We start from the raw sequence: 18,901 nt of genomic DNA, 5'->3' as shown, positions 1-18,901 counted from the left end.
GCTCTGTCAGTCAGCTCAGCCTGAGCATCGCCAACTGAGCAAGCGCCGCGGCCTGATCAGCCAGTACGGCGTCATCGAAGCGGACCTTGTTCGAATGGTTCGACGGCCCGTCCTCGCCCACGTCGTCGGGCCGCGCGCCGACCATCACGAACGTGCCGGGCACCTCGCTCAGCACCATGGAGAAGTCCTCTGAACCCATCAGCGGATTCTCCAGCGGCAGCACGCGATCGGAACCCAGCAGTTCGCCGAGCTCGGCGAGCGTCTCACTGGTGCGCGTCGAGTCGTTGACCGTCACCGGGTACTGCTTGCTGAAGTCCACCTCGACCGTGCACCCGTACGCCGCTGCGACGCCTTCGGCCAGCACCGGCAGATCCCGGGCCAGCTGATCCCAGGTGGCGTTGGACAGTGTCCGGACCGAGGCACCGAGTTTCGCCGTGTCCGGGATGACGTTGATCGCGACCCCGGCCGACAGTTGGGTCACCGTGATCACCACCGGATCGAAGACGTCCAGCTTGCGGGTCGTATAGCTCTGCAACGCGAGCACGAGCTCCGCAAGGACCGGCACCGGGTCGGCCGTGGTGTACGGGGCCGAACCGTGCCCGCCCCTGCCCCGGACCGTCATGTACAGCTGGTTCGAGCCGGCCATGATCGTCCCGGGCCGGGTGAGGAACTGACCCTTGGGTGCCTGGGACCAGACGTGCAGCGCATACGCCGCGACCGGCATCTCGCCGGTGCTCGCGAGCAGGCCCTCCTTGATCATCACCCCGGCGCCGCCCAGACCCTCTTCGCCGGGCTGGAACATGAAGATCACATTCCCGTGCAGCTCGCCGCGATGGTCGGTCAGCAACCGCGCAGCGCCGACGAGCCCGGCCGTGTGCAGATCGTGGCCGCAGGCATGCATGTTTCCGTTGGCCGACGCGTAGTCCAGCTCGGTCTCCTCGACCACCGGGAGGGCGTCCATGTCGCCACGGAGCAGCACGGTCGGCCCAGGGTGCTCACCGCGCAGCACTCCCACGACGGAGCTGAGCTCCTTGCCGGTGGTGATCTCAAGCGGCAGCCCGGACAACGCATCCAGCACCGTGGCCTGGGTGTTCGGCAGGTCCAGGCCGACCTCGGGGATCTGGTGCAGGACCCGGCGCAGATCGATCAGGTCGGGCGCGATCGCGGCGCCCTCCTCGGCGAAGCCCATCAGTTCGCTCCTTCGAACGCCCATTGTCCGACGGTGGCGACCGTACCGTTCCAGAACGGTGCCGCGCCACCGACCGCGATCGCCTTGTTGGTCGAGGCGACCGCGTGGTCGGAGTACAGGGTGAGGACCGGTAGGTCGGTCTGCCAGAGCTTCTGCAGGTCGTTGTAGATCTTGTGCCGGGCGGCGGTGTTCGGCTCGGCCTTGCCGGCCTCGAGCATTTGGTCACTCTGCTTGGAGTTGTACCCGGTCAGGTTGAAGGATCCGGTCGAGGCGTACATGTTCGACACGTCCGGGTCGATGTTGAAGTTGAGTCCCATCAGCACCATGTCGTGGTCCTTCGCGCGGGCCTTGGACAGCGTGGTGGGGAAGTCGTAGTTGGTCTGGACGACGTTCAGGCCGATCGCCTTGAAGTTCTGCAACATGATGTCGGCCGAGCGCTCCCGGATCTTGTTGCCGGTAGGGACGACGAAGTTGATCTTGGTGGCGAAGTCCCAGCCGGCGTCGGTGAGCAGCTTCTTGGCCAGCGCCGGGTCGTAGGTCAGGTTCTTCAGGCCCTTGTCCAGGTACGGGCTCTGGCTGGTGTACGGACCGTCGACCACCTCGCCGTTGCCGAGCAGGAGTTCGTCGACGATCTGCTGCCGGTTGATCGCGTGCGCGAGGCCCAGCCGCATCCGCGGGTCGGGGAACCGCTTCACGTTGAACTGGATGGTCTGGAACCCGATCGTCGGATTCACCTTGGTGTTCACGTCCTTCAGGCCCTGGACGGTCTTCAGGTCCTGGAACGGGATGTTGCCGATCCCGCCGCCGGAGTTCATCAGCACGGATCCGGTCTGCAGCTCACCGGCCAGGTTGGCGGCCGGCATGATCTTCATGATCACCTTGGCGATCTTCGGCGCCCCGGCGTAGTAGGTCGGGTCCGCGGCGTACTCGATGCTGGCGTTCTGGGTGTACTTCGTAAACTTGTACGGCCCGCTGGTGACGTCGGGGAGTTGCGCGTACTTGCTGTCGTCCACCTGAGCCGGTGGGATGCTGCCGAGGACGTGTTCGGGCACGATCACGACCTTGGTGCCGAGCATCTCCTTGATGTAGTTGGGATCCACCGAGGTCTTGGTCGCGAACACGACCGTGCTGTCGTCCTTCGCCAGCAGCCCCGGCACCTTGGTCTGGCCCTTGGGGAGTTTGCCGGTGGCATCGACCCCGGTGAGCGAGGAGATGTTGCCGCCGAGGGTGGTGAGCGAGTCCTTGTTGGCGATCAGGTTGATGGTGAAGACGACGTCCTTGGCGGTAATCGGTTTGCTGTCGCTCCACTTGGCGCCGGTATGCATTTTGACGGTGAAGGTCTTGTTGTCCGTGGTCTCGATCGACTCGGCCAGCTTCGGGATGAACTTCAGCGGCTCCGGCTGGTCCAGCAGGGTGTCCATCGCGAACCGCGTCGCCCACTGGCCGGCGATGTCGGCCTGGTTGATCGGGTTGAAGCTGGCCGGCGGGTTGACCGTGCCGATGTACAACGTGTCGCCGGCTCCGCCGGAGCCCGCGTCGCCCGAGCAGGCCGCGGCGGCGAGCAGTACGCCGGCGGTCATCGGTGCGATCAGGACCGTGCGCAGTCGACGCCTTCGTCGTGGGGCGATGGTCACAGCACTCATTGATGGGGTTCCCTTCTCAGATGGGCCGGTCTCAAGGGGCTTACAGGTGGGAGCGGCCGTGTGGTCAACGGCTGGCCATCGAGTCGCGGAGGCCGTCGCCGACGAAGTTGATCGCCAGCACGGCGAACAGGATCATCAGGCCGGGGGGAATCCAGATCCACGGCTGGCTGGAAAGCACCGTGATCGACTGGGCCTCGCTGAGCATGTTCCCCCAGCTGGCGGCCGGCGGCCGGACCCCCATCCCGAGGAAGCTGAGTCCCGATTCGAGAATGATCGCCTGCGCCACCCCGAACGTCGCGTTCACGATGATCGGCGACAGCGCGTTCGGCAGGATGTGCCGGAACAGGATCCGCGGTGTGCTGTACCCCAACGTCACCGCGGCCTGGACGTAGTCGCTCTGCTTGATCGACAGCACGCTGCCGCGGACCAGGCGACCGATCATCGGCCAGGCCAGTACGCCGATCACCGCGATGATGGTGAGCAGGCTCGGACCGAGCACGCTGACCAGGATCAGGATCACCATGAAGTACGGGAACGACATGAACACGTCGGTGATCCGCATGATGACCAGGTCCACCCAGCGTCCGTAGTACCCGGCAAGCAGTCCGAGCAGGACACCGATCACCACGTACACAGCGACGGCGCCGACTCCGACGCTCATCGACACGCGGGAGCCGTAGATCAACCGGCTCAGCACATCCCGGCCGACGGCGTCCGTGCCGAGCAGGTGATCCGCTGACGGCGCCGCCTCGAAGGAGTCGAAGATCCGGTTGGGATCGTGGGGTGCCAGCAACGGCGCACATATCGCGATCAGCACCATCAACACGACGATGACCAGGCCCGCGACCGCCATCCGATGACGGAGGAATCGCTTGACCACCAGGCCGGCCGAGGATCGTTCCCGGCCCAGTGCCGCCGTGACGCTGTCGGGCGTCTCGACCGGAGTGTCTGACTTCACCGTGACGGTCATCGAGCCTCCTCCTGGTCTTTGGTTTGCCGGTACGTCGTGGGCTCACGCATAAGCAACCCGCGGATCGACCACGGCGTACGCGACGTCGGTCAGCAGGTTCGCGGCGAACACCGCGATCGCGGCGATCAGGTTGATGCCCATCAGCACCGAGTAGTCACGGGAACCGATCGACTGGATCGTCAGCAACCCGATCCCGGGCCACTGGAAGATCTGCTCGGTGACGATCGCGCCGCCGATCAACGCGGACAGGTCGACCCCGATCACCGTCACCACCGGGATCAAGGCGTTTCGCAGGGCATGCTTGTTGGTGATCGTGAAACCGCCGAGCCCCTTCGCCCGCGCGGTCCGGATGTAGTCCTGGCCGAACGCGTCGATCATGCTGGACCGGACGTAGCGGACCATGTTCGCCGCGATCGCCGTCGCCAGCACGGTCACCGGCAGGACCAGGTGTTCGACCCGGTCGACGAATCCGCCGCCGCGGCCGAGGGTGAGCATGCCGCCGGTCGGGAACCAGCCGAACTGGAGCGCGAAGAGGTAGATCACCGCGAGGCCGAGGAAGAAGTGCGGCACCGAGATGCCGAGGAACGACGCGCCGACCACGCTGTAGTCGGCGGCCGTGTTCTTCCGCCGGGCGGCGAAGATCCCGATCGGGATGGCGATCAGGTAGGCGACGACCAGCGACGTACCCATCAGCAGCAGCGTCGGGCCGATCCGGTCGCCGATCAGTTGCGCGACCGGTTCGCGGTTCTGGAACGACACCCCGAGATCGCCGTGCAGGAGCTGGGTGAGCCAGCGGACGTACTGGACGAAGATCGGCTGGTTCAGGCCCAGCTCGGCCTCGGTCCGGGCGACGTCCTCGGGGGTCGCGGTGGGGGAGAGATAGAGATCGGCCGGGCTGCCCGGGGCCAGGTTGATGATGAAGAAGTTGATCACCGTGACACCGAGCAGGACCGGGATCCCGATCAGCAGGCGCCGGATCAGATAGGAGGCCATCAGCTCACCGCCTTCTCGGTTGCGAGCTTCTCGATCGCCAGCGGGAAGTGACACGCAACTTGGTGTACGCCGGTCGTCAGCGGCGGGACGTCGGTCTTGCAGATCTCTTGTGCGTAAGGGCAACGGGTGTGGAAGACGCAACCGGGCGGCGGCTTGGCCGGGTCCGGGACGTCGCCCTCGACGATGATCCGCTCGCGGTCGCGCAGATGCGGGTTGGGCTCGGGATAGGCGTCGAGCAGGATCTCGGTGTACGGGTGCCGGGGCCGGGCGAAGATCTCCGCGGTGGTCGCGGTCTCCATCACCTTGCCGAGGTACATCACCACGATCCGGTCGCTGATGTACTTGATCGCGCCCAGACCGTGCGAGATGAAGACGTAGGTCAGGCCGAACTCGCCCTGTAGATCCTTGAGCAGGTTGAGCACCTGTGCCTGGATCGAGACGTCGAGCGCCGACACGGGTTCGTCGCAGACGATCAGCTTCGGCTCGAGCATCAGGGCCCGGGCGATGCCGACTCGTTGCCGCTGGCCACCGGAGAGCTCGTGTGGGTAGCGGTTCAGGTACGCCGCCGGCAGGCCGACGATCTTCAGCATCTCGGCCGCCTTGGCGTGCGCGCCGGATCGGTCGAGCCGGTGGTGGGCGATGAGTGGTTCGGCCAGCAGGTCGCCGATCCGGATCTGCGGGTTGAGGGAGGAGTACGGATCCTGGAAGACCATCTGGAGGTCGGTCCGGAGCCGGCGCATCCGGGCGGTGGAGAGCTCGGCGATATCGGTGCCGTCGAAGATCACCGAGCCGGCGGTCGGGGTTTCGAGCCGGACGATCGCGCGGCCGGTGGTGGACTTGCCGCAGCCGGATTCGCCGACGATGCCGAGGGTTTCGCCCGGGTACACGTCGAAACTGACGTCGTCGACCGCGCGAACGTGGCCGACGGTACGGGCGATCACACCCTTGCGGATCGGGTAGTACCGCTTGAGATTGCGGACCCGCAGCAGCGGTTCACGTTGCTCGTCCGGCGTGGATGGTGCGGCCTGCTCTTCGGAGGGCTTGGTGATCGTCATGCCGGCACCGCCGCTCCGGACGACTGCGGTTGCGCCGCCTCGTCGTACAGCCAGCACCGTACGTCGTGGTCGCCCGCGATCGGCAGGAGTTCCGGGCGTTCGCCGACGCACCGGTCCATCGCTTGTGGGCAGCGTTCGTGGAACCGGCACCCGGTCGGCATGTACAACAGGCTGGGGACCGATCCGGAGATCGAGGCGAGCCTCTCGTCGGTGGACAGATGGGGGATCGAACGCAGCAATGCGATCGTGTACGGATGCTTCGGCTCGTCGAAGAGCGTGTAGACGTCCGCCTGCTCGACCACCTGACCGGCGTACATCACCGCGACCCGATCGGCCATCTCGGCCACCACGCCGAGATCGTGGGTGATGAAGATCATCGCCGTCCCGGTCTCGGCGCTCAGGTCCCGCATCAGCTTGAGGATCTGCGCCTGGATCGTCACGTCCAGCGCGGTCGTCGGCTCGTCGGCGATGATCAGCTTCGGCTCGCAGCTCAACGCCATCGCGATCATCGCCCGCTGCCGCATCCCACCCGACAACCGATGCGGGTAGTCGTCGACCACCTCCGGGGCGCGCGGGATGCCGACCTTGTCCAGCAGTTCGATCACCCGCTGCCTGGCCTGCGCTTTGGTCAGGCCGAGGTGCAGGATCATCGACTCGGCGAGTTGGTCGCCGATGGTCAGCACCGGGTTCAGCGATGTCATCGGCTCCTGGAAGATCATCGCGATCGAGTTGCCGCGGATCTCCCGCAGCCGGTTCTCCGGCAACCTCACCAGGTCCTCGTCCTCGAACACCACCGAGCCCGACACGACCCGGCCGTTGTCGGCGAGCAGCCCCATGATCGACAGCGCGGTCACCGACTTGCCCGAGCCGGACTCACCGACCAGGCAGAGGGTCTCCCCGGCGGCCAGGCTGAAACTGACCTCGTCGACGGACGTGACCGGACCCTGGTCGGTACCGAACTCGGTCCTCAGGTTCTCCACCCGTAGCACTACCGGGGCATTGACTGACAAAGCGATCCTCCATGGGGGCGTCGAGGAGCTCACGGTGCGGTCAGGGCTGGGGCGGCCAAACGGTATACAAACGATCTCTCTAGTGAGGATCGTCCGTGCTCCGCGCATTCGGTCAAATTCCTGTCATGACATTGCGGGGAACTTGCACAGCGACTGTGATCAGTGCGGGGATATTGAGTCGTGGACGAAGTAGATTTCGCACTGATTAACGCTTTACAGGTCAGCCCGCGGGCCAGTTGGTCGCAGCTCGAGGCGATCCTCGGCGTGGACGCGACCACGCTCTCGCGGCGCTGGGCCCGGCTGGTCGAGAGCGGTCTGGCGTGGAGTTCGTGCTTCGCCGTGACCCCGCCCGAACAGGTTCAGCCCCCGGCCGGTGTGGTCGCCTTGGTCGAGGTGTCCTGCGTCGCCGGCGATCGCGAGAACGTCATCGAGCGGATCGCCCCCAACCCCTCGGTGCTCACCATCGAATGCACCTCAGGCTCCCGCGAACTGATCTTGACCCTGTCCTTCAACTCCGTCACAGACATCGACACGTACGTCGCGACGGAGCTGGCCGCGGTCCCCGGCGTATTGGGGACCCGGACCCACTACACCCGCACCTTCTTCAAGGAAGGCACGAGCTGGCGGCCCGGTGTCCTCACCCCACGCCAGGTCCGCGCCCTGCACGCCCTTCCGGCCACCGGTATCGACGCTCCGGCCGCACCAACAAGGCTGCACGACCAGGTGATCGCGGGCCTGGCCGGTGACATCCGCCGATCGGCCACCTCGATCGCCGACGAGATCGGCAAGAGCGTCGCCACCGTCACACGCGCGATCGGCCAGATCCTGCACGCGCCCTGGGCCCGGACCCGGATCGACTTCGCCCACAACCTGGTCGGCTACAACGCGTCCGTGATGGTCTGGTTCAGCGTCCCGCACCACCAACTGGAAACCGTCGGCGCCGGTCTGGCCGTGTTGCCCGAGACGAGAATGTGCTGCTCCGTCATCAACAGCGCCAACCTCGCGGTCGTCCTCTGGCTCCGCAACCTCCGCGAGTTCGACGCCATCGAGGCCAAGATCGCCCGCGCCTTCCCCAGCGCCCAGATCGCCGACCGCTGGATGCTCCCCCGCTTCGCCAAACGCATCGGCCACATCCTCACCCCCACCGGCCTCCACACCGACTTCATCCGCCCCACCCGAACCCCCCTCCCCCTCCAACCCACCAACTAACCCCACCACCAACCCAGCGCTGACCTCATCGGCTCACGCGTCAAGCTCCTCGCTCGGTTGGCAGGGCAGCTGCGTTGGCGGAGGGTCGCGTGGGCTTGGAAGGGGTGGTCGAGCTGGGCACCGGTCGGCCGGGCGGCGCGAGCCCGGCGAAGGCGTGGTGGAACGGGTCGGTGGACGGTTGGTGCCGGCTGGCTGGGGTGGGGCGGAGGCGGTCGGGGATTGTGGGGTCGGGGGCGAAGACGTCGTGGATGGATTGGATCTCGGTGGTCAGGTGGGCCAGGGCTTGGTGGGCGGTGGTGCGTGAGCGGGCTGCCGCGTAGTCGCGGGGGTGGGGTTCGAGGGTGTCCAGGTCGGCGAAGTATTCGCGGAGGGTGGATTCGAGGCTCAGGCGGATGGCCGGCTCGAGGTCCGGCGGCACCACGGAGGGGAGAGGGCTGGAGGTGTAGGCGAGGTCGACGACCAACGGCCATTGGCCTTCGGCGGTTTGGCGGTTGAGGAGATGCAGGGCGGTACCGGGTGGGAGACCGGCGCGGTGATCGAGGTCGGCGGTGAGGATCAGGACGGCTGGCACGAAGGCTTGGTACGACGGGTCGGCGGTGACTTCGGTGATGCCGGGAGCGAGGTCGTCGATGCCGAGGTCGAGTAGATAGTCGTCGAGGTTGGCGTGCGACCAGGCTTCGGCGACGCCTTCCTCCAGGGCACGGCTGCCCGGTTGTTTGAAGGCCACGCGGGAGGCCTCCTGGGTGGCGCCGGCCGGGCCGAGGAAGTGGGACTGTTCGTGCAGGATCGTGACCAGGGCTTCGCGATAGCGGATCAGCGCCGCGTCCGATTGTGGATCGCCGGCCCGCAGGTAGAGCTCCCGCAGGGGTTCGAGGATGCACTCGCGGTCGAGGTGCAGCGTGCCGTCCCAGTGGGCCAGGCCGAGGATGCCTTCACCGGCCTCGACGATCTGGCCGTTCCAGGCGGTCTGGTCCGCACCCGAAACCGCGAGCGCGGCATCAGCGTGCCGAGCCAGAAACTCCACCAGGGTCTGAGGCGGATGCCCGACGACATCGGAAGCGAACAGATCCGCGTTGTGCTGGTGGAGGGCGGCCTGAATGGGATCCGTGACGGTGCTCATGGGCGCAGCGCCGTGGCGAGGCGGATCAGCGCGTCGGCCGATCGGCGGAGGTTGGTCTGCTCCTTGGGGTCTGCACAGGTCGCGGCGCGCTCGCGGAGTTGGGCGATCAGCCACTCCGTACGGGCCAGCCGGTCACCTTGGATCTGGTCGTGCTCCATTGCTGTCCTCCCTGACGAGTTGAGGTCTCGCCAGGGAAAGTACTGAGATCGGGCCGCGTTTCAGCGACGAGTTTTCCGCCTGTGGAAAAGCTCAGGACCGAGAGTGCTCGAGCCCGTCCGCGAGCACTGTCAGCGGCTCGGTCATCTTGAGCAGGGTGAACCGCTCGCGCGGGTCGTCGACGCGTTCGGCGATCTTGCGGATCCGGTTGATCGCGCGCTTGGCCCGGTTGATCCGCTCGGTCACCGAACCGTCCTCCGCATTGGCCTCGGCGGTCAGCGCGAACGCCTCCTGGAAGGCCTGCTCGTACGCCGGGGACGCGGGCGGCGGCGCGGTTCGCCGGACCATCTCCAGCAGATCGGTCAGCGCGGCCAGATCGGCGGATGCCTGCTGGCGCTCGGAGCGGAGCTCGACCTGGTCCCGGAGCACGGCCAGCCGGGTCACCTCGGCGGCCAGTCCGTCCACGTCCAGCCGTGCTTCGAGGCACGCCTGTTGCACCCCGTCGTAAGCAGAGCGGAACTCGTCGTACCTCACGGTGAACAAACCTAGGGCAAAACGGACGCCGAGGGCGAGACACGGAGAGTCTTCGATCGGGCCCGGTGCCCAAGCCGGGTCCCGAAGGCCGTCATTCCAACGTCAGAACGGCGTCGGCGGCGTCAGAACAGCGTTGGCGGGCTCACGTCCAACGGCTCGGGTAGCGGCTCCAGATCCGGAACCCGGGCCCGTACGTCGTCGTGGAACCGCCGCGCCAGCCACAACGCGCCAACATTGTCGGGCGTGTGGATGAACACGGTCGGCGACCGGCCCTCCCGCAACCAGGACGCCGCCAGCTCCGCCCAGTCCTGCCAACCGGCGACGGTCTGGTCCGGATCGTCCCGCCCGATGTACCGGACGATCGGCCGCGCGGTCAGGGCCTGGGTCCGGCGAGCCACCCGAGGCTTGTTCATCCACGCCTCCCGCTCGGCCAAGCTGGTCGCCGGCCGGCCGAACAACGTGACCGTATCGTACGACCGCAGCTTGTCCTTCGACCCCAGGTCCCAGGACGCATGAGTCCACATCGCACATCCCACGTGCAGCCGCATGCCCAGACGCTAGCCGCCCGTACAGACACAAACTGAAAGGGCCCCGCACTGCGCGGGGCCCTGTGTCAGCTGTGTCTCAGCGCTCGACCTCGCCGCGGATGAACTTCTCCACCAGGTCGCGGCAGACGTCGTCGGCGTACTGCTCCGGCGGCGACTTCATGAAGTACGACGAGGCGGACAGGATCGGGCCGCCGATACCGCGGTCCTTGGCGATCTTCGCGGCGCGGATCGCGTCGATGATGATGCCGGCCGAGTTCGGCGAGTCCCAGACCTCGAGCTTGTACTCCAGCGACAGCGGCACGTCACCGAAGTTGCGGCCCTCCAGCCGGATGAACGCCCACTTCCGGTCGTCCAGCCAGGCCACGTAGTCGGACGGGCCGATGTGCACGTTCCGGTCCTCGATCTCCTCGCGCATCTGCGAAGTGACCGACTGGGTCTTGCTGATCTTCTTGGACTCCAGCCGCTCCCGCTCGAGCATGTTCTTGAAGTCCATGTTGCCGCCGACGTTCAGCTGGTAGGTCCGGTCGACGGTGACGCCGCGGTCCTCGAACAGCTTGGTCAGCACCCGGTGCGTGATGGTCGCGCCGATCTGCGACTTGATGTCGTCGCCGACGATCGGCACACCGGCCGCGGTGAACTTGTCCGCCCACTCCTTGGTGCCCGCGATGAACACCGGCAGCGCGTTGACGAAGGCGACGCCGGCGTCGATCGCGCACTGGGCGTAGAACTTCGCCGCCTGCTCCGAGCCGACCGGCAGGTAGCAGACCAGTACGTCGACGGCGGCCTCGCGCAGGGTGGCGACCACGTCGGCCGGCTCGGCGTCGGACTCGGTGATGGTCTCGCGGTAGTACTTGCCCAGCCCGTCCAGGGTGTGACCGCGCTGCACGGTGATGCCGGTCGGCGGTACGTCGCAGATCTTGATCGTGTTGTTCTCGCTGGCGCCGATCGCGTCGGCGAGGTCCAGGCCGACCTTCTTGCCGTCCACGTCGAAGGCGGCGACGAACTCGACGTCGCTGACGTGGTAGTCGCCGAACACGACGTGCATCAGGCCGGGGACGCGCTCGGTTGGCTTCGCATCGCGGTAGTAGTGCACGCCCTGGACGAGCGAGCTGGCGCAGTTGCCGACACCGACGATCGCTACGCGGATCGAAGTCATCTGGAACTCCTTAGTTGGGGGGTGTTACAGGCGGTAGTTGCTGGTCAGGGGACCGTTGCTGCCGGCGTTCGCCGTCGATCAGCTCGTTCAGCCAGCGGACCTCGCGCTCGGCCGACTCCAGGCCGTGCCGTTGCAGCTCGAGGGTGTACGCGTCGACCCGTTCCGCCGTCCGGCTCATCGCCGCCCGGAAGTTGGCCAGCCGCTCCTCCATCCGGGCCCGCCGGCCCTCGAGGATGCGCAACCGGGTGGCCGGGTCGGTCCGGCCGAAGAAGGAGAACCGGACACCGAACGTGTCGTCCTCCCACGCCGACGGACCCGCGTCGTGCATGGCGTGCGCGAAGTAGTCCTTCCCGTCAGCCGTGATCGTGTAGACGATCTTCTGCCTGCGGCCGTCCGGCGTACCGGCGTCGGCCGAGATCAGGTCGTTGCGGAGCATTGCCTTCAGACACGGGTAGAGCGACCCGAAGGACAGCACGCGTCCCCAGCCGAACTGGGCGTTGACGCGCTTGCGGAGCTCGTAACCGTGCATCGGCGCTTCGTGCAGCAGACCGAGTACGGCGAGCTCAAGGACCCCGCTGCGGTTTCCCACTGACCTCGCCTCCTTTCGGAAGGTCTGCCTAGTTTGTCATGACCTGATGTATCGGTTCGATACATCGTGCTGCCACTGTAAGCATGGCGAATCCTGTGCACAACTACTGACAAAGGTCGACTTTGTCAGCTCGGTCACAGTGATGGCCGCCGCCCGGCTCAGCGAAACCTGTTACGTCAGCCGCCGTGCGGCGTTATTCAGCTGACACCGAGTCGTGGTCCAGGAGCGGAGGGTCATGGCCGACAGCCATGGGAAGCACGCGAAGCACGGCACCGCCGGTGAGGGCCCGCTGGCCAGGACCGCGCTGCGGTTCACCGCGTTCACCGAGAAGTGGCTGCCCGACGCGTTCGGGTTCGTGCTGGTCGGCACCTTCGTCGTGCTGCTGTTCGGCCTGGTCACCGGCGAGCCGCTGCTGAAACGCCCGGACGACCCGGCCGCCACCAAGGGCTTCGGCCTGATCGACGCGTGGGGCGTCGGCTTCTGGAGCCTGATCACCTTCACCCTGCAGATGGCGATGATCATCGTCGGCGGGTACGCCGTCGCCACCAGCGGTCCGGTCGCCCGGCTGATCATGCGACTCGCCCGCGTCCCCGAGACACCCCGTACGGCGGTCGCGTTCGTGGCCGCGGTCGCCATGCTCGCGTCGTACCTGAACTGGGCGTTCAGCCTCATCTTCGCCGCGATCCTCGCCCGCGAGGTCGCCCGCAACGTACCGAAGGCGGACTACCGGGCGCTCGGCGCGATGGCGTTCCTCGGGCTCGGTACCGTCTGGGCGCAGGGGCTGTCCGGTTCGGCCGCGCTCCAGGTCGCGAGTGCGAGCAGCAGTCCGGCGCCGGTGCAGGAGGTGATCCGGGAGGCCGGTCACGCGAGCGGAGTGATCCCGCTCAGCGACACCATCTTCACCTGGCAGGCGCTGGTCGCGACGCTCTTCGTGTACTGCGTGGGCGTGGGCATGGCGTGGTTCGTCGCACCGGGGGCGGAGAACGCGCGGACCGCGGAACAGCTCGGCATCGAGCTACGACCCCTGATCGGCCGAGGTTCGGCGTACAACGGACAGCGGGTGGACGGATCGGACGGGGAGCAGCGGCGGCCGGGCGACTGGCTGGAGCACTCCCCGTTGTTCAGCCTGCTGGTCGTGTTGCTCGGTGCGGTCTACCTGGTCCGCTATTTCGACGGGAAGAACTTCTTCAACGCGCTCGACCTGAACACGGTGAACCTGATCCTGTTCCTTCTTGCGCTGCTGCTGCACTGGCGGCCTTGGCGGATGGCCCGGGCGGTCCGGGACGGCGCACCGGCGGCGGCCGGCGTACTGCTGCAGTTCCCGCTCTACGGCGGCATCTTCGGGATGATCGCCTACACCGGCATCTCCGCCCGGTTGGCCGGCTGGTTGGTGCAGGCGAGCAACCAGTTCTTCTTCCCGCCGCTGGTCGCGATCTACTCGTGCATCCTCGGGGTCTTCGTGCCCAGCGGTGGCAGCAAGTGGGTGATCGAGGCGCCGTATGTGCTGGAGGCCGCCAACGAGCTGAAGGTGGACGCGGGCTGGATGGTCGTCGTGTATGACCTCGGCGAGGCGAGCGCGAACCTGCTGCAGCCGTTCTGGATGCTGCCGACACTGGCGATCCTGGGCCTCAAGGCCCGAGACATCATGGGCTACACCTTCACCATGTTCCTCGCCTGCTTCCCCGGCGCGCTGCTCGCGGTCACGCTGCTCGCGCCTCATGTCACCGGGCGATGACTGTCGGTGATAGGCGGCGATTTCCGGGTGACCGGTGGTAGCGATACGATCCGGAGCGGTTCGAGGAGCGTTACCACACCACCCGTAGTCTGGGCTGCAATGACTTCAGCGAGATCGTCGAGGATTGCACAGTGAGTGAAGCTCGTAGGAAGGCCGCCCCGTCCCGCGCGCGCCAGAAGAAACACTGGGCCCTGCGCGTCCTCGGCTGGCTGGCGGCCCTGTTCTTCCTCGGCGTCATCGGCGCGGCGGCAACGTTCTTCATCGGGTACCAGACGACCGACATCCCGGACCCGAACAAGGCGTTCCAGACCAACACGACCACGGTGTACTACGCGGACGGCAAGACCGAGCTCGGCACCTTCTTCGAGCAGAACCGCCGTACGGTACCGCTGGCCAAAATCCCGAAAACGGTCCAAGATGCCGTGGTTGCGGCCGAGGACCGCACCTTCTGGACCAACCCGGGTATCTCGCCGTCCGGTATGGCACGGGCCGCGTTCAACATCGCCCGCGGTCAGCAGCTCCAGGGTGGTTCGACGATCACCCAGCAGTACGTGAAGATCATGTACCTGACCCAGGAGCGGAACCTCTCCCGGAAGTTCTCCGAACTGTTCATCGCCACCAAGCTGAGCCGGCAGACGGACAAGAAGGAGATCCTTGAGGGCTACCTGAACACCATCTACTTCGGTGAGGGCGCGTACGGCGTCGCCGCGGCGGGTGACGCCTACTTCAGCGAGCCGGATCCCGCAAGGCTCACGGTCGACGAGGCCGCCTTTCTCGCGACGGTGCTGAACAACCCGTCGTACTTCGACCCGGACAAGCCGGAGGCGCAGAAGCGGATCCTCGAGCGGTACAGGTACGTGCTCGACGGGATGCGGCAGACCGGCACCATCTCGGATGCGACGTACGCCAAGTCCAGCAAGAAGCTGCCGCCGCTGGACAAGAAGGACCGCGGCGGCCGATACGCCGGGACCAAGGGTTTCCTGCTCGACATGGCCCGCAAGGAGCTGGAGCGGCTCGGCATCCCCGACGACGAGATCAGTGGCGGTGGGCTGCGGGTCGTCACCACGTTCGACTTCGGCCTGCAGTCCAAGGCCGTTGCCGCCGGCGTCAAGCGGTTGCCGAAGAAGAAGAATGACCTGCACGTCGGGATCGCCTCGGTCAAACCCGGTACCGGCGAACTGGTGGCGATGTACGGCGGCCCGGACTTCCTGAAGAACCAGTTGAACTGGGCAACGTTGCGGGCCAGACCCGGATCGTCGTTCAAGCCGTTCGCGGTGGCGGCGGCGCTGAAGGACGGCCGGGACCTGTACGACGTCTACCAGGGTGACAGCCCGATCGAGGTCCAAGGCCAGGAACTCGGCAACGAGTTCAACAGGGACTACGGCGACGTCACGTTGCTGAAGGCCACCGAACAGTCCGTCAACACGGCGTTCTACGACCTGGTCGACAATCAGATGGAGAACGGCCCGGCCAAGCTGGTCGACGCCGCCGAGGCGGCCGGAATCCCGAAGACCCAGGCGCTCGAGCGCGGCCGGAACAACCCGGCCACGGTGCTCGGCCCGGATCCGTACGCCTCACCGGTCGAGATGGCCAACGCCTACGCGACCTTCGCCGCGGGTGGGATGTACGCCCCGGTGCACACAATCAAGACGGTGAAGACCGCGGCCGGGACCATGCGCTGGAACGCGGCCGACAAGCTGAAGCCGACGCAAATGATCGACAAAGAGGTCGCGAAGCTGGTCAACTACGCGCTGCAGGACGTGGTCCAGAAGGGCACCGGCGAGGACGCGAAGGAGCTCGGCCGCCCGGTGGCCGGTAAGACCGGTACCGCCGGTGGTGTGGCCGTCGAGCACAGGGCCGAGTTCGCCAAGGAGGGCGACGATTGCAAGGATTGCACGGACACGTTGACCTCCTGGTGGACCGGCTACACACCGGAGCTCTCGACCTCGGTGCTGTACCGGGCCGGCAAGACCGGTGAAAGCGACCTGGACCCGTACAGCAGTGACCCGGCCTTCTTCGGTGGCAACTGGCCGGTGAAGACGTGGCTGGCGTACATGGAGCCGGCGTTGGCGGGGCAGGCGGAGACGGAGTTCGACGAGCCGGACCCGGACAGCATCAAGAACACGCCGACCTTCACACCGACCCAGACGCCGACGAGCCTTCCGACCCAGACCCCGACTCAGACTCCGACGAACAAGCCGACGAACAAGCCGACGCAGACCCCGACGAACACGCCGACCAAGACGCGGCCTACCAAGACGAGGGAGACGCCGACCTGGCCGACGATCCCGACCGGCGAGCCGACGGAGACGAACACACCACAGACCCCGGGGAACCAAGGCCCGGGTAGCCAGTAGCGGACCCTTCGGTGTTCGAGCGGGTGACGGGGGAACGGTCCAGGCGGGCAAGGCGGGCTCGGGACAGCGCGGCGGTCGGGGTACGGCGGTGGCTGCCGGACCTGACCGCGCGGGAGGCGCTCGGCTGGTGGTTGGTCACCCGGATCGGGATCTTCCTGATCGCGCTGTCGGCACCGCTGCTGTTCAACCGTGGCGACAGCTACCCGGACGTATGGCGGGCCTGGTGGCAGTGGGACGTCTGGCATTTCAAGGCGATCGCGGAATTCGGCTACAACAACGGCGAGCCGTCCGGTGCGCCGCTGGCCGCGTTCTTTCCCGGCCTGCCGGTGCTGATGCACGTCGCCAGCTGGCTCGGGATCGGGTACGTCGGCGGCGGTGTGCTGGTCTCGGCGATCGCGAGCGCCTTCGCCGGGATCTCGCTCGCCCGGCTCGCGCAGTACGAGTTCCCGGAGCTGCGGAACATCGGGCCGACGGCCTCCCTGATGTGGTTCATCGCGCCGGTCGGGGTGTTCCTGGCCGCGGCGTACACGGAGGCGCTGTTCTGCGCGTTCGCCTTTCCGGCCTGGCTCGCGGCGCGGCAGGGGCGGTGGGCGCGGGCGGCGATCCTGGTGGCCTGTGCGGCGACCGTCCGGGTGTCCGGGATCTTCCTCGCGTTCGCGCTGGTGGTCGAGTTCGTCACCTCGAAGAAGCGGGACTGGTTGTCGCTGCCGTGGCTGGCGCTGCCCGCGGTGCCGGTGCTCGGGTTCATGGCGTACCTGAAGCAGATCCACGGGTCCTGGTTCGCCTGGCAGGATGCGCAGGAGAAGGGCTGGGCGCGCGAGTTCACCTGGCCGTGGACCTCGTTGGTGCACACCTTCGAGGCCGCGTCGAAGGGCCATTTCCCGGCCGACCGGGCCGACTGGACCTGGATGTTCCGGGCCGAGCTGGTCGCCCTGATCGTCGGGCTGCTCCTGCTCGCCTGGCTGTTCTGGCGAAGGTCGTGGGGCGAGGCAGCCTGGGTCGGCGCGACGATCGCCGCCTTCGTCACGTCGTACTGGATCTACTCCCTGACCCGGGCGACCCTGCTCTGGTGGCCACTCTGGATCGGTCTGGCCGTGCTGGCCCATCGAAAACCCTGGCTCGGCCGGCTCTACCTCGCGCTGGCCGTACCCCTCGCTGTGATCTGGGCCTGCGCCTTCTTCACGGGGCGCTGGGCCGGCTGACCTAGCTGTGGGCTGCTAGCGAACCAGGTAGGCGAAGCGGCGCGGTGCGGTTTCGCCGTACGGCGTGCGGATGGTGACGGCGAGTTCGTGCTCGCCCGGAGTGAGTTCAAGGGGCCACTCGTCGATGTCGAGGGATCCGGTGTCGAGGTGGAGCTGGATGCCGGTGCCGTACGGGTGGGAGTGATCGAACCGGACGGTCGGACGGTCGACCGTGCCCGCCAAAGCGGTGGAGACGTCGGAGAGCCGCGGGTAGATGAACGATCGGTCGTGCGCCAGTCGGGGCGTACGGATCACTCGCATTTCCTGGAAGATCGGGGCGAAGGGTGGTGATGCCAAGGTGGCGCCGGTGGTCGAGACGGACGCGAAGTAGGTGAACCAGGCGGCGGCCAGCTGCTCGGTGAGAGGTTCGACCGAGCCGACCGGGACGAAGGAGGGAGTGGTGTCGAGGTCCTGGAGTTCGCTGATGCCCAGAGGGTTGCCGTCGGCATCGATCCAGTAGGAGCCGTTCTGTCCGTCCAGGACGACCCAGCGATCGAGGTCGTCGATCCACGCCTCGCTGACGACATGTCCGCGGCCTACGCCGACGTGGTGGTGGGCCTGCCGCAGATCGAGCCGCCGGGACGGGATCCGTACTGCGTTCAGGGCCTGGCTGAGCACGATCGAATACTCGACGCAGGCGAATCGCTCACCGGCAGCGGGATGTTCGCCTCCATCCGGCGCTGCAGTTCGGGCCCTTCGCCGTGCTGGTCACGGCCGCACTGCTCACCAACCGCCAGCCCGCACCACAAACCAGCCACGCGCCGGTGCCACCGACAGGCCTTGGGCCCGCGCTGTCACCGGCGACGCCCGCCACAGCACGCAGTACGCGGAAGTGGGGCGTCGCGGCCGCGGTGGCTGTAGTCGTCGTGTCAGCGGTTCCGTTGGGGTGGGAGCTCAACCAAGTCCACGGTGAGCAGCAGGGGATCGAGGCGGTGATCCGGGAGCCGTTGCAGACCGACCTGGACGGCACCTGGCCGTACAGCGTCGACTATTCGAGCACGGGCATCGAGTACGCCGTACTCGAGCCGCCCACGCAGAACGGTGATTGGATCGCCAACGTCAATGTGACAGTGCGCCGCCTCGACACCGAGCCGTGCACGGGGTTCGCGGACGTGACCGAGAGCGCGTTGACCGGCTGCACGGCGCTCGGGTCCGAGGTGTGGCAGGCGCGGGACCAGGAGGGCAAGACGCACTACTTCGTCCACGCGGACCAGCACTGGGCCCATGTCGCCGGCCCGACATACGGCGGAGAGCCCCAGCAGCGGGCCAGTGACGCCAGGGCGCTCCAGGTCGCGCAGACTCTCCGGCCCCGGTCAGCCTGGCCGCTGGCAGCCGCATCCGCCGAATGCGGTTTCTGCGAATGGCTCCGCTGATCTCTCAGGGCTGACTTCTCAGG

The 18,901-nt window shown here is 67.0% G+C and carries 18 protein-coding genes; 5 read left to right on the top strand and 13 right to left on the bottom strand.

Annotated features, from left to right (window positions below):
* Window positions 1-10 precede the first annotated feature (10 nt).
* The 6 genes from EV643_RS03045 to EV643_RS03020 form a co-directional block, all read right to left on the bottom strand.
* Entirely contained in the window at window positions 11-1,189 is a 1,179-nt protein-coding gene (locus tag EV643_RS03045; protein WP_133798366.1) for a M20 metallopeptidase family protein, read from the bottom strand.
* Window positions 1,189-2,832: an ABC transporter substrate-binding protein gene (locus EV643_RS03040; protein ID WP_133798365.1), complete on the bottom strand. Its 1,644-nt coding sequence runs from the start codon at window positions 2,830-2,832 to the stop codon at window positions 1,189-1,191. Before EV643_RS03040 ends, EV643_RS03045 begins: the two co-directional genes overlap by 1 nt.
* A 64-nt stretch (window positions 2,833-2,896) precedes the next feature.
* Window positions 2,897-3,802, bottom strand: a complete 906-nt coding sequence (opp4C, locus tag EV643_RS03035) for an oligopeptide ABC transporter permease (RefSeq protein WP_133798364.1) — start codon at window positions 3,800-3,802, stop codon at window positions 2,897-2,899.
* Between the two features lie 42 nt (window positions 3,803-3,844).
* Entirely contained in the window at window positions 3,845-4,795 is a 951-nt protein-coding gene (locus EV643_RS03030) for an ABC transporter permease (RefSeq protein ID WP_133798363.1), read from the bottom strand.
* Complete coding sequence (locus EV643_RS03025; RefSeq protein ID WP_133798362.1) at window positions 4,795-5,850, bottom strand: ABC transporter ATP-binding protein; 1,056 nt, start codon at window positions 5,848-5,850, stop codon at window positions 4,795-4,797. Before EV643_RS03025 ends, EV643_RS03030 begins: the two co-directional genes overlap by 1 nt.
* On the bottom strand, window positions 5,847-6,830 hold the full coding sequence (locus EV643_RS03020) for an ABC transporter ATP-binding protein (RefSeq protein ID WP_305000387.1): 984 nt from the start codon (window positions 6,828-6,830) through the stop codon (window positions 5,847-5,849). The genes EV643_RS03025 and EV643_RS03020 overlap by 4 nt, the downstream gene beginning before the upstream one ends.
* A 210-nt stretch (window positions 6,831-7,040) precedes the next feature.
* Between EV643_RS03020 and EV643_RS03015 the strand changes: the two genes are divergently transcribed.
* The gene (locus tag EV643_RS03015) at window positions 7,041-8,069 is read left to right on the top strand and encodes an Lrp/AsnC family transcriptional regulator (RefSeq protein WP_133798360.1); all 1,029 of its coding nucleotides are present in this window, start codon (window positions 7,041-7,043) and stop codon (window positions 8,067-8,069) included.
* Between the two features lie 40 nt (window positions 8,070-8,109).
* On the opposite strand, the gene EV643_RS03010 is transcribed toward EV643_RS03015, so the two are convergent.
* The 6 genes from EV643_RS03010 to EV643_RS02990 all read right to left on the bottom strand — a co-directional run bounded on the left by EV643_RS03010 (window position 8,110) and on the right by EV643_RS02990 (window position 12,172).
* On the bottom strand, window positions 8,110-9,189 hold the full coding sequence (locus EV643_RS03010; protein WP_133798359.1) for a hypothetical protein: 1,080 nt from the start codon (window positions 9,187-9,189) through the stop codon (window positions 8,110-8,112).
* The gene (locus EV643_RS43990; RefSeq protein WP_166665291.1) at window positions 9,186-9,347 is read right to left on the bottom strand and encodes a hypothetical protein; all 162 of its coding nucleotides are present in this window, start codon (window positions 9,345-9,347) and stop codon (window positions 9,186-9,188) included. The genes EV643_RS03010 and EV643_RS43990 overlap by 4 nt, the downstream gene beginning before the upstream one ends.
* Before the next feature lie 91 nt (window positions 9,348-9,438).
* Window positions 9,439-9,879, bottom strand: a complete 441-nt coding sequence (locus tag EV643_RS03005; RefSeq protein WP_133798358.1) for a hypothetical protein — start codon at window positions 9,877-9,879, stop codon at window positions 9,439-9,441.
* Window positions 9,880-10,001: 122 nt separating this feature from the next.
* A complete protein-coding gene (locus tag EV643_RS03000; RefSeq protein WP_238165315.1) occupies window positions 10,002-10,427 on the bottom strand; it encodes a DUF72 domain-containing protein in 426 nt (141 codons plus the stop codon).
* A 76-nt stretch (window positions 10,428-10,503) separates the two neighbouring features.
* Window positions 10,504-11,583: an inositol-3-phosphate synthase gene (locus EV643_RS02995; protein WP_133798357.1), complete on the bottom strand. Its 1,080-nt coding sequence runs from the start codon at window positions 11,581-11,583 to the stop codon at window positions 10,504-10,506.
* A gap of 10 nt (window positions 11,584-11,593) precedes the next feature.
* On the bottom strand, window positions 11,594-12,172 hold the full coding sequence (locus EV643_RS02990) for a PadR family transcriptional regulator (RefSeq protein WP_133798356.1): 579 nt from the start codon (window positions 12,170-12,172) through the stop codon (window positions 11,594-11,596).
* Window positions 12,173-12,407: 235 nt separating this feature from the next.
* Here EV643_RS02990 and EV643_RS02985 point away from each other — a divergent pair, with 235 nt between their 5' ends.
* The 3 genes from EV643_RS02985 to EV643_RS02975 all read left to right on the top strand — a co-directional run bounded on the left by EV643_RS02985 (window position 12,408) and on the right by EV643_RS02975 (window position 17,466).
* A complete protein-coding gene (locus tag EV643_RS02985; protein WP_133798355.1) occupies window positions 12,408-13,907 on the top strand; it encodes a short-chain fatty acid transporter in 1,500 nt (499 codons plus the stop codon).
* A 131-nt stretch (window positions 13,908-14,038) separates the two neighbouring features.
* Complete coding sequence (locus EV643_RS02980; RefSeq protein WP_133798354.1) at window positions 14,039-16,264, top strand: transglycosylase domain-containing protein; 2,226 nt, start codon at window positions 14,039-14,041, stop codon at window positions 16,262-16,264.
* An 11-nt stretch (window positions 16,265-16,275) separates the two neighbouring features.
* Complete coding sequence (locus tag EV643_RS02975) at window positions 16,276-17,466, top strand: mannosyltransferase family protein (protein WP_133798353.1); 1,191 nt, start codon at window positions 16,276-16,278, stop codon at window positions 17,464-17,466.
* 15 nt (window positions 17,467-17,481) lie between these two features.
* On the opposite strand, the gene EV643_RS02970 is transcribed toward EV643_RS02975, so the two are convergent.
* Window positions 17,482-18,123: a hypothetical protein gene (locus tag EV643_RS02970; RefSeq protein ID WP_133798352.1), complete on the bottom strand. Its 642-nt coding sequence runs from the start codon at window positions 18,121-18,123 to the stop codon at window positions 17,482-17,484.
* Window positions 18,124-18,269: 146 nt separating this feature from the next.
* Here EV643_RS02970 and EV643_RS02965 point away from each other — a divergent pair, with 146 nt between their 5' ends.
* The gene (locus tag EV643_RS02965) at window positions 18,270-18,878 is read left to right on the top strand and encodes a hypothetical protein (RefSeq protein ID WP_133798351.1); all 609 of its coding nucleotides are present in this window, start codon (window positions 18,270-18,272) and stop codon (window positions 18,876-18,878) included.
* The last annotated feature ends 23 nt before the right edge of the window (window positions 18,879-18,901 follow it).

Source organism: Kribbella caucasensis (genome assembly GCF_004361855.1).
Taxonomy (GTDB): Bacteria; Actinomycetota; Actinomycetes; order Propionibacteriales; family Kribbellaceae; genus Kribbella; species Kribbella caucasensis.
Note: the sequence above shows the minus strand (reverse complement) of the source record. Positions and strands in the feature narration are given on the sequence as shown.

What these genes read in the sequence shown, in the direction of transcription:
- EV643_RS03030 (WP_133798363.1), bottom strand. Translation starts at nt 4,795, where the DNA reads ATGGCCTCCTATCTGATCCGGCGCCTGCTGATCGGGATCCCGGTCCTG.
- EV643_RS02995 (WP_133798357.1), bottom strand. Translation starts at nt 11,583, where the DNA reads ATGACTTCGATCCGCGTAGCGATCGTCGGTGTCGGCAACTGCGCCAGC.
- EV643_RS02985 (WP_133798355.1), top strand. Translation starts at nt 12,408, where the DNA reads ATGGCCGACAGCCATGGGAAGCACGCGAAGCACGGCACCGCCGGTGAG.
- opp4C (WP_133798364.1), bottom strand. Translation starts at nt 3,802, where the DNA reads ATGACCGTCACGGTGAAGTCAGACACTCCGGTCGAGACGCCCGACAGC.
- EV643_RS03010 (WP_133798359.1), bottom strand. Translation starts at nt 9,189, where the DNA reads ATGAGCACCGTCACGGATCCCATTCAGGCCGCCCTCCACCAGCACAAC.
- EV643_RS03000 (WP_238165315.1), bottom strand. Translation starts at nt 10,427, where the DNA reads ATGCGGCTGCACGTGGGATGTGCGATGTGGACTCATGCGTCCTGGGAC.
- EV643_RS03025 (WP_133798362.1), bottom strand. Translation starts at nt 5,850, where the DNA reads ATGACGATCACCAAGCCCTCCGAAGAGCAGGCCGCACCATCCACGCCG.
- EV643_RS03045 (WP_133798366.1), bottom strand. Translation starts at nt 1,189, where the DNA reads ATGGGCTTCGCCGAGGAGGGCGCCGCGATCGCGCCCGACCTGATCGAT.
- EV643_RS03040 (WP_133798365.1), bottom strand. Translation starts at nt 2,832, where the DNA reads ATGAGTGCTGTGACCATCGCCCCACGACGAAGGCGTCGACTGCGCACG.
- EV643_RS43990 (WP_166665291.1), bottom strand. Translation starts at nt 9,347, where the DNA reads ATGGAGCACGACCAGATCCAAGGTGACCGGCTGGCCCGTACGGAGTGG.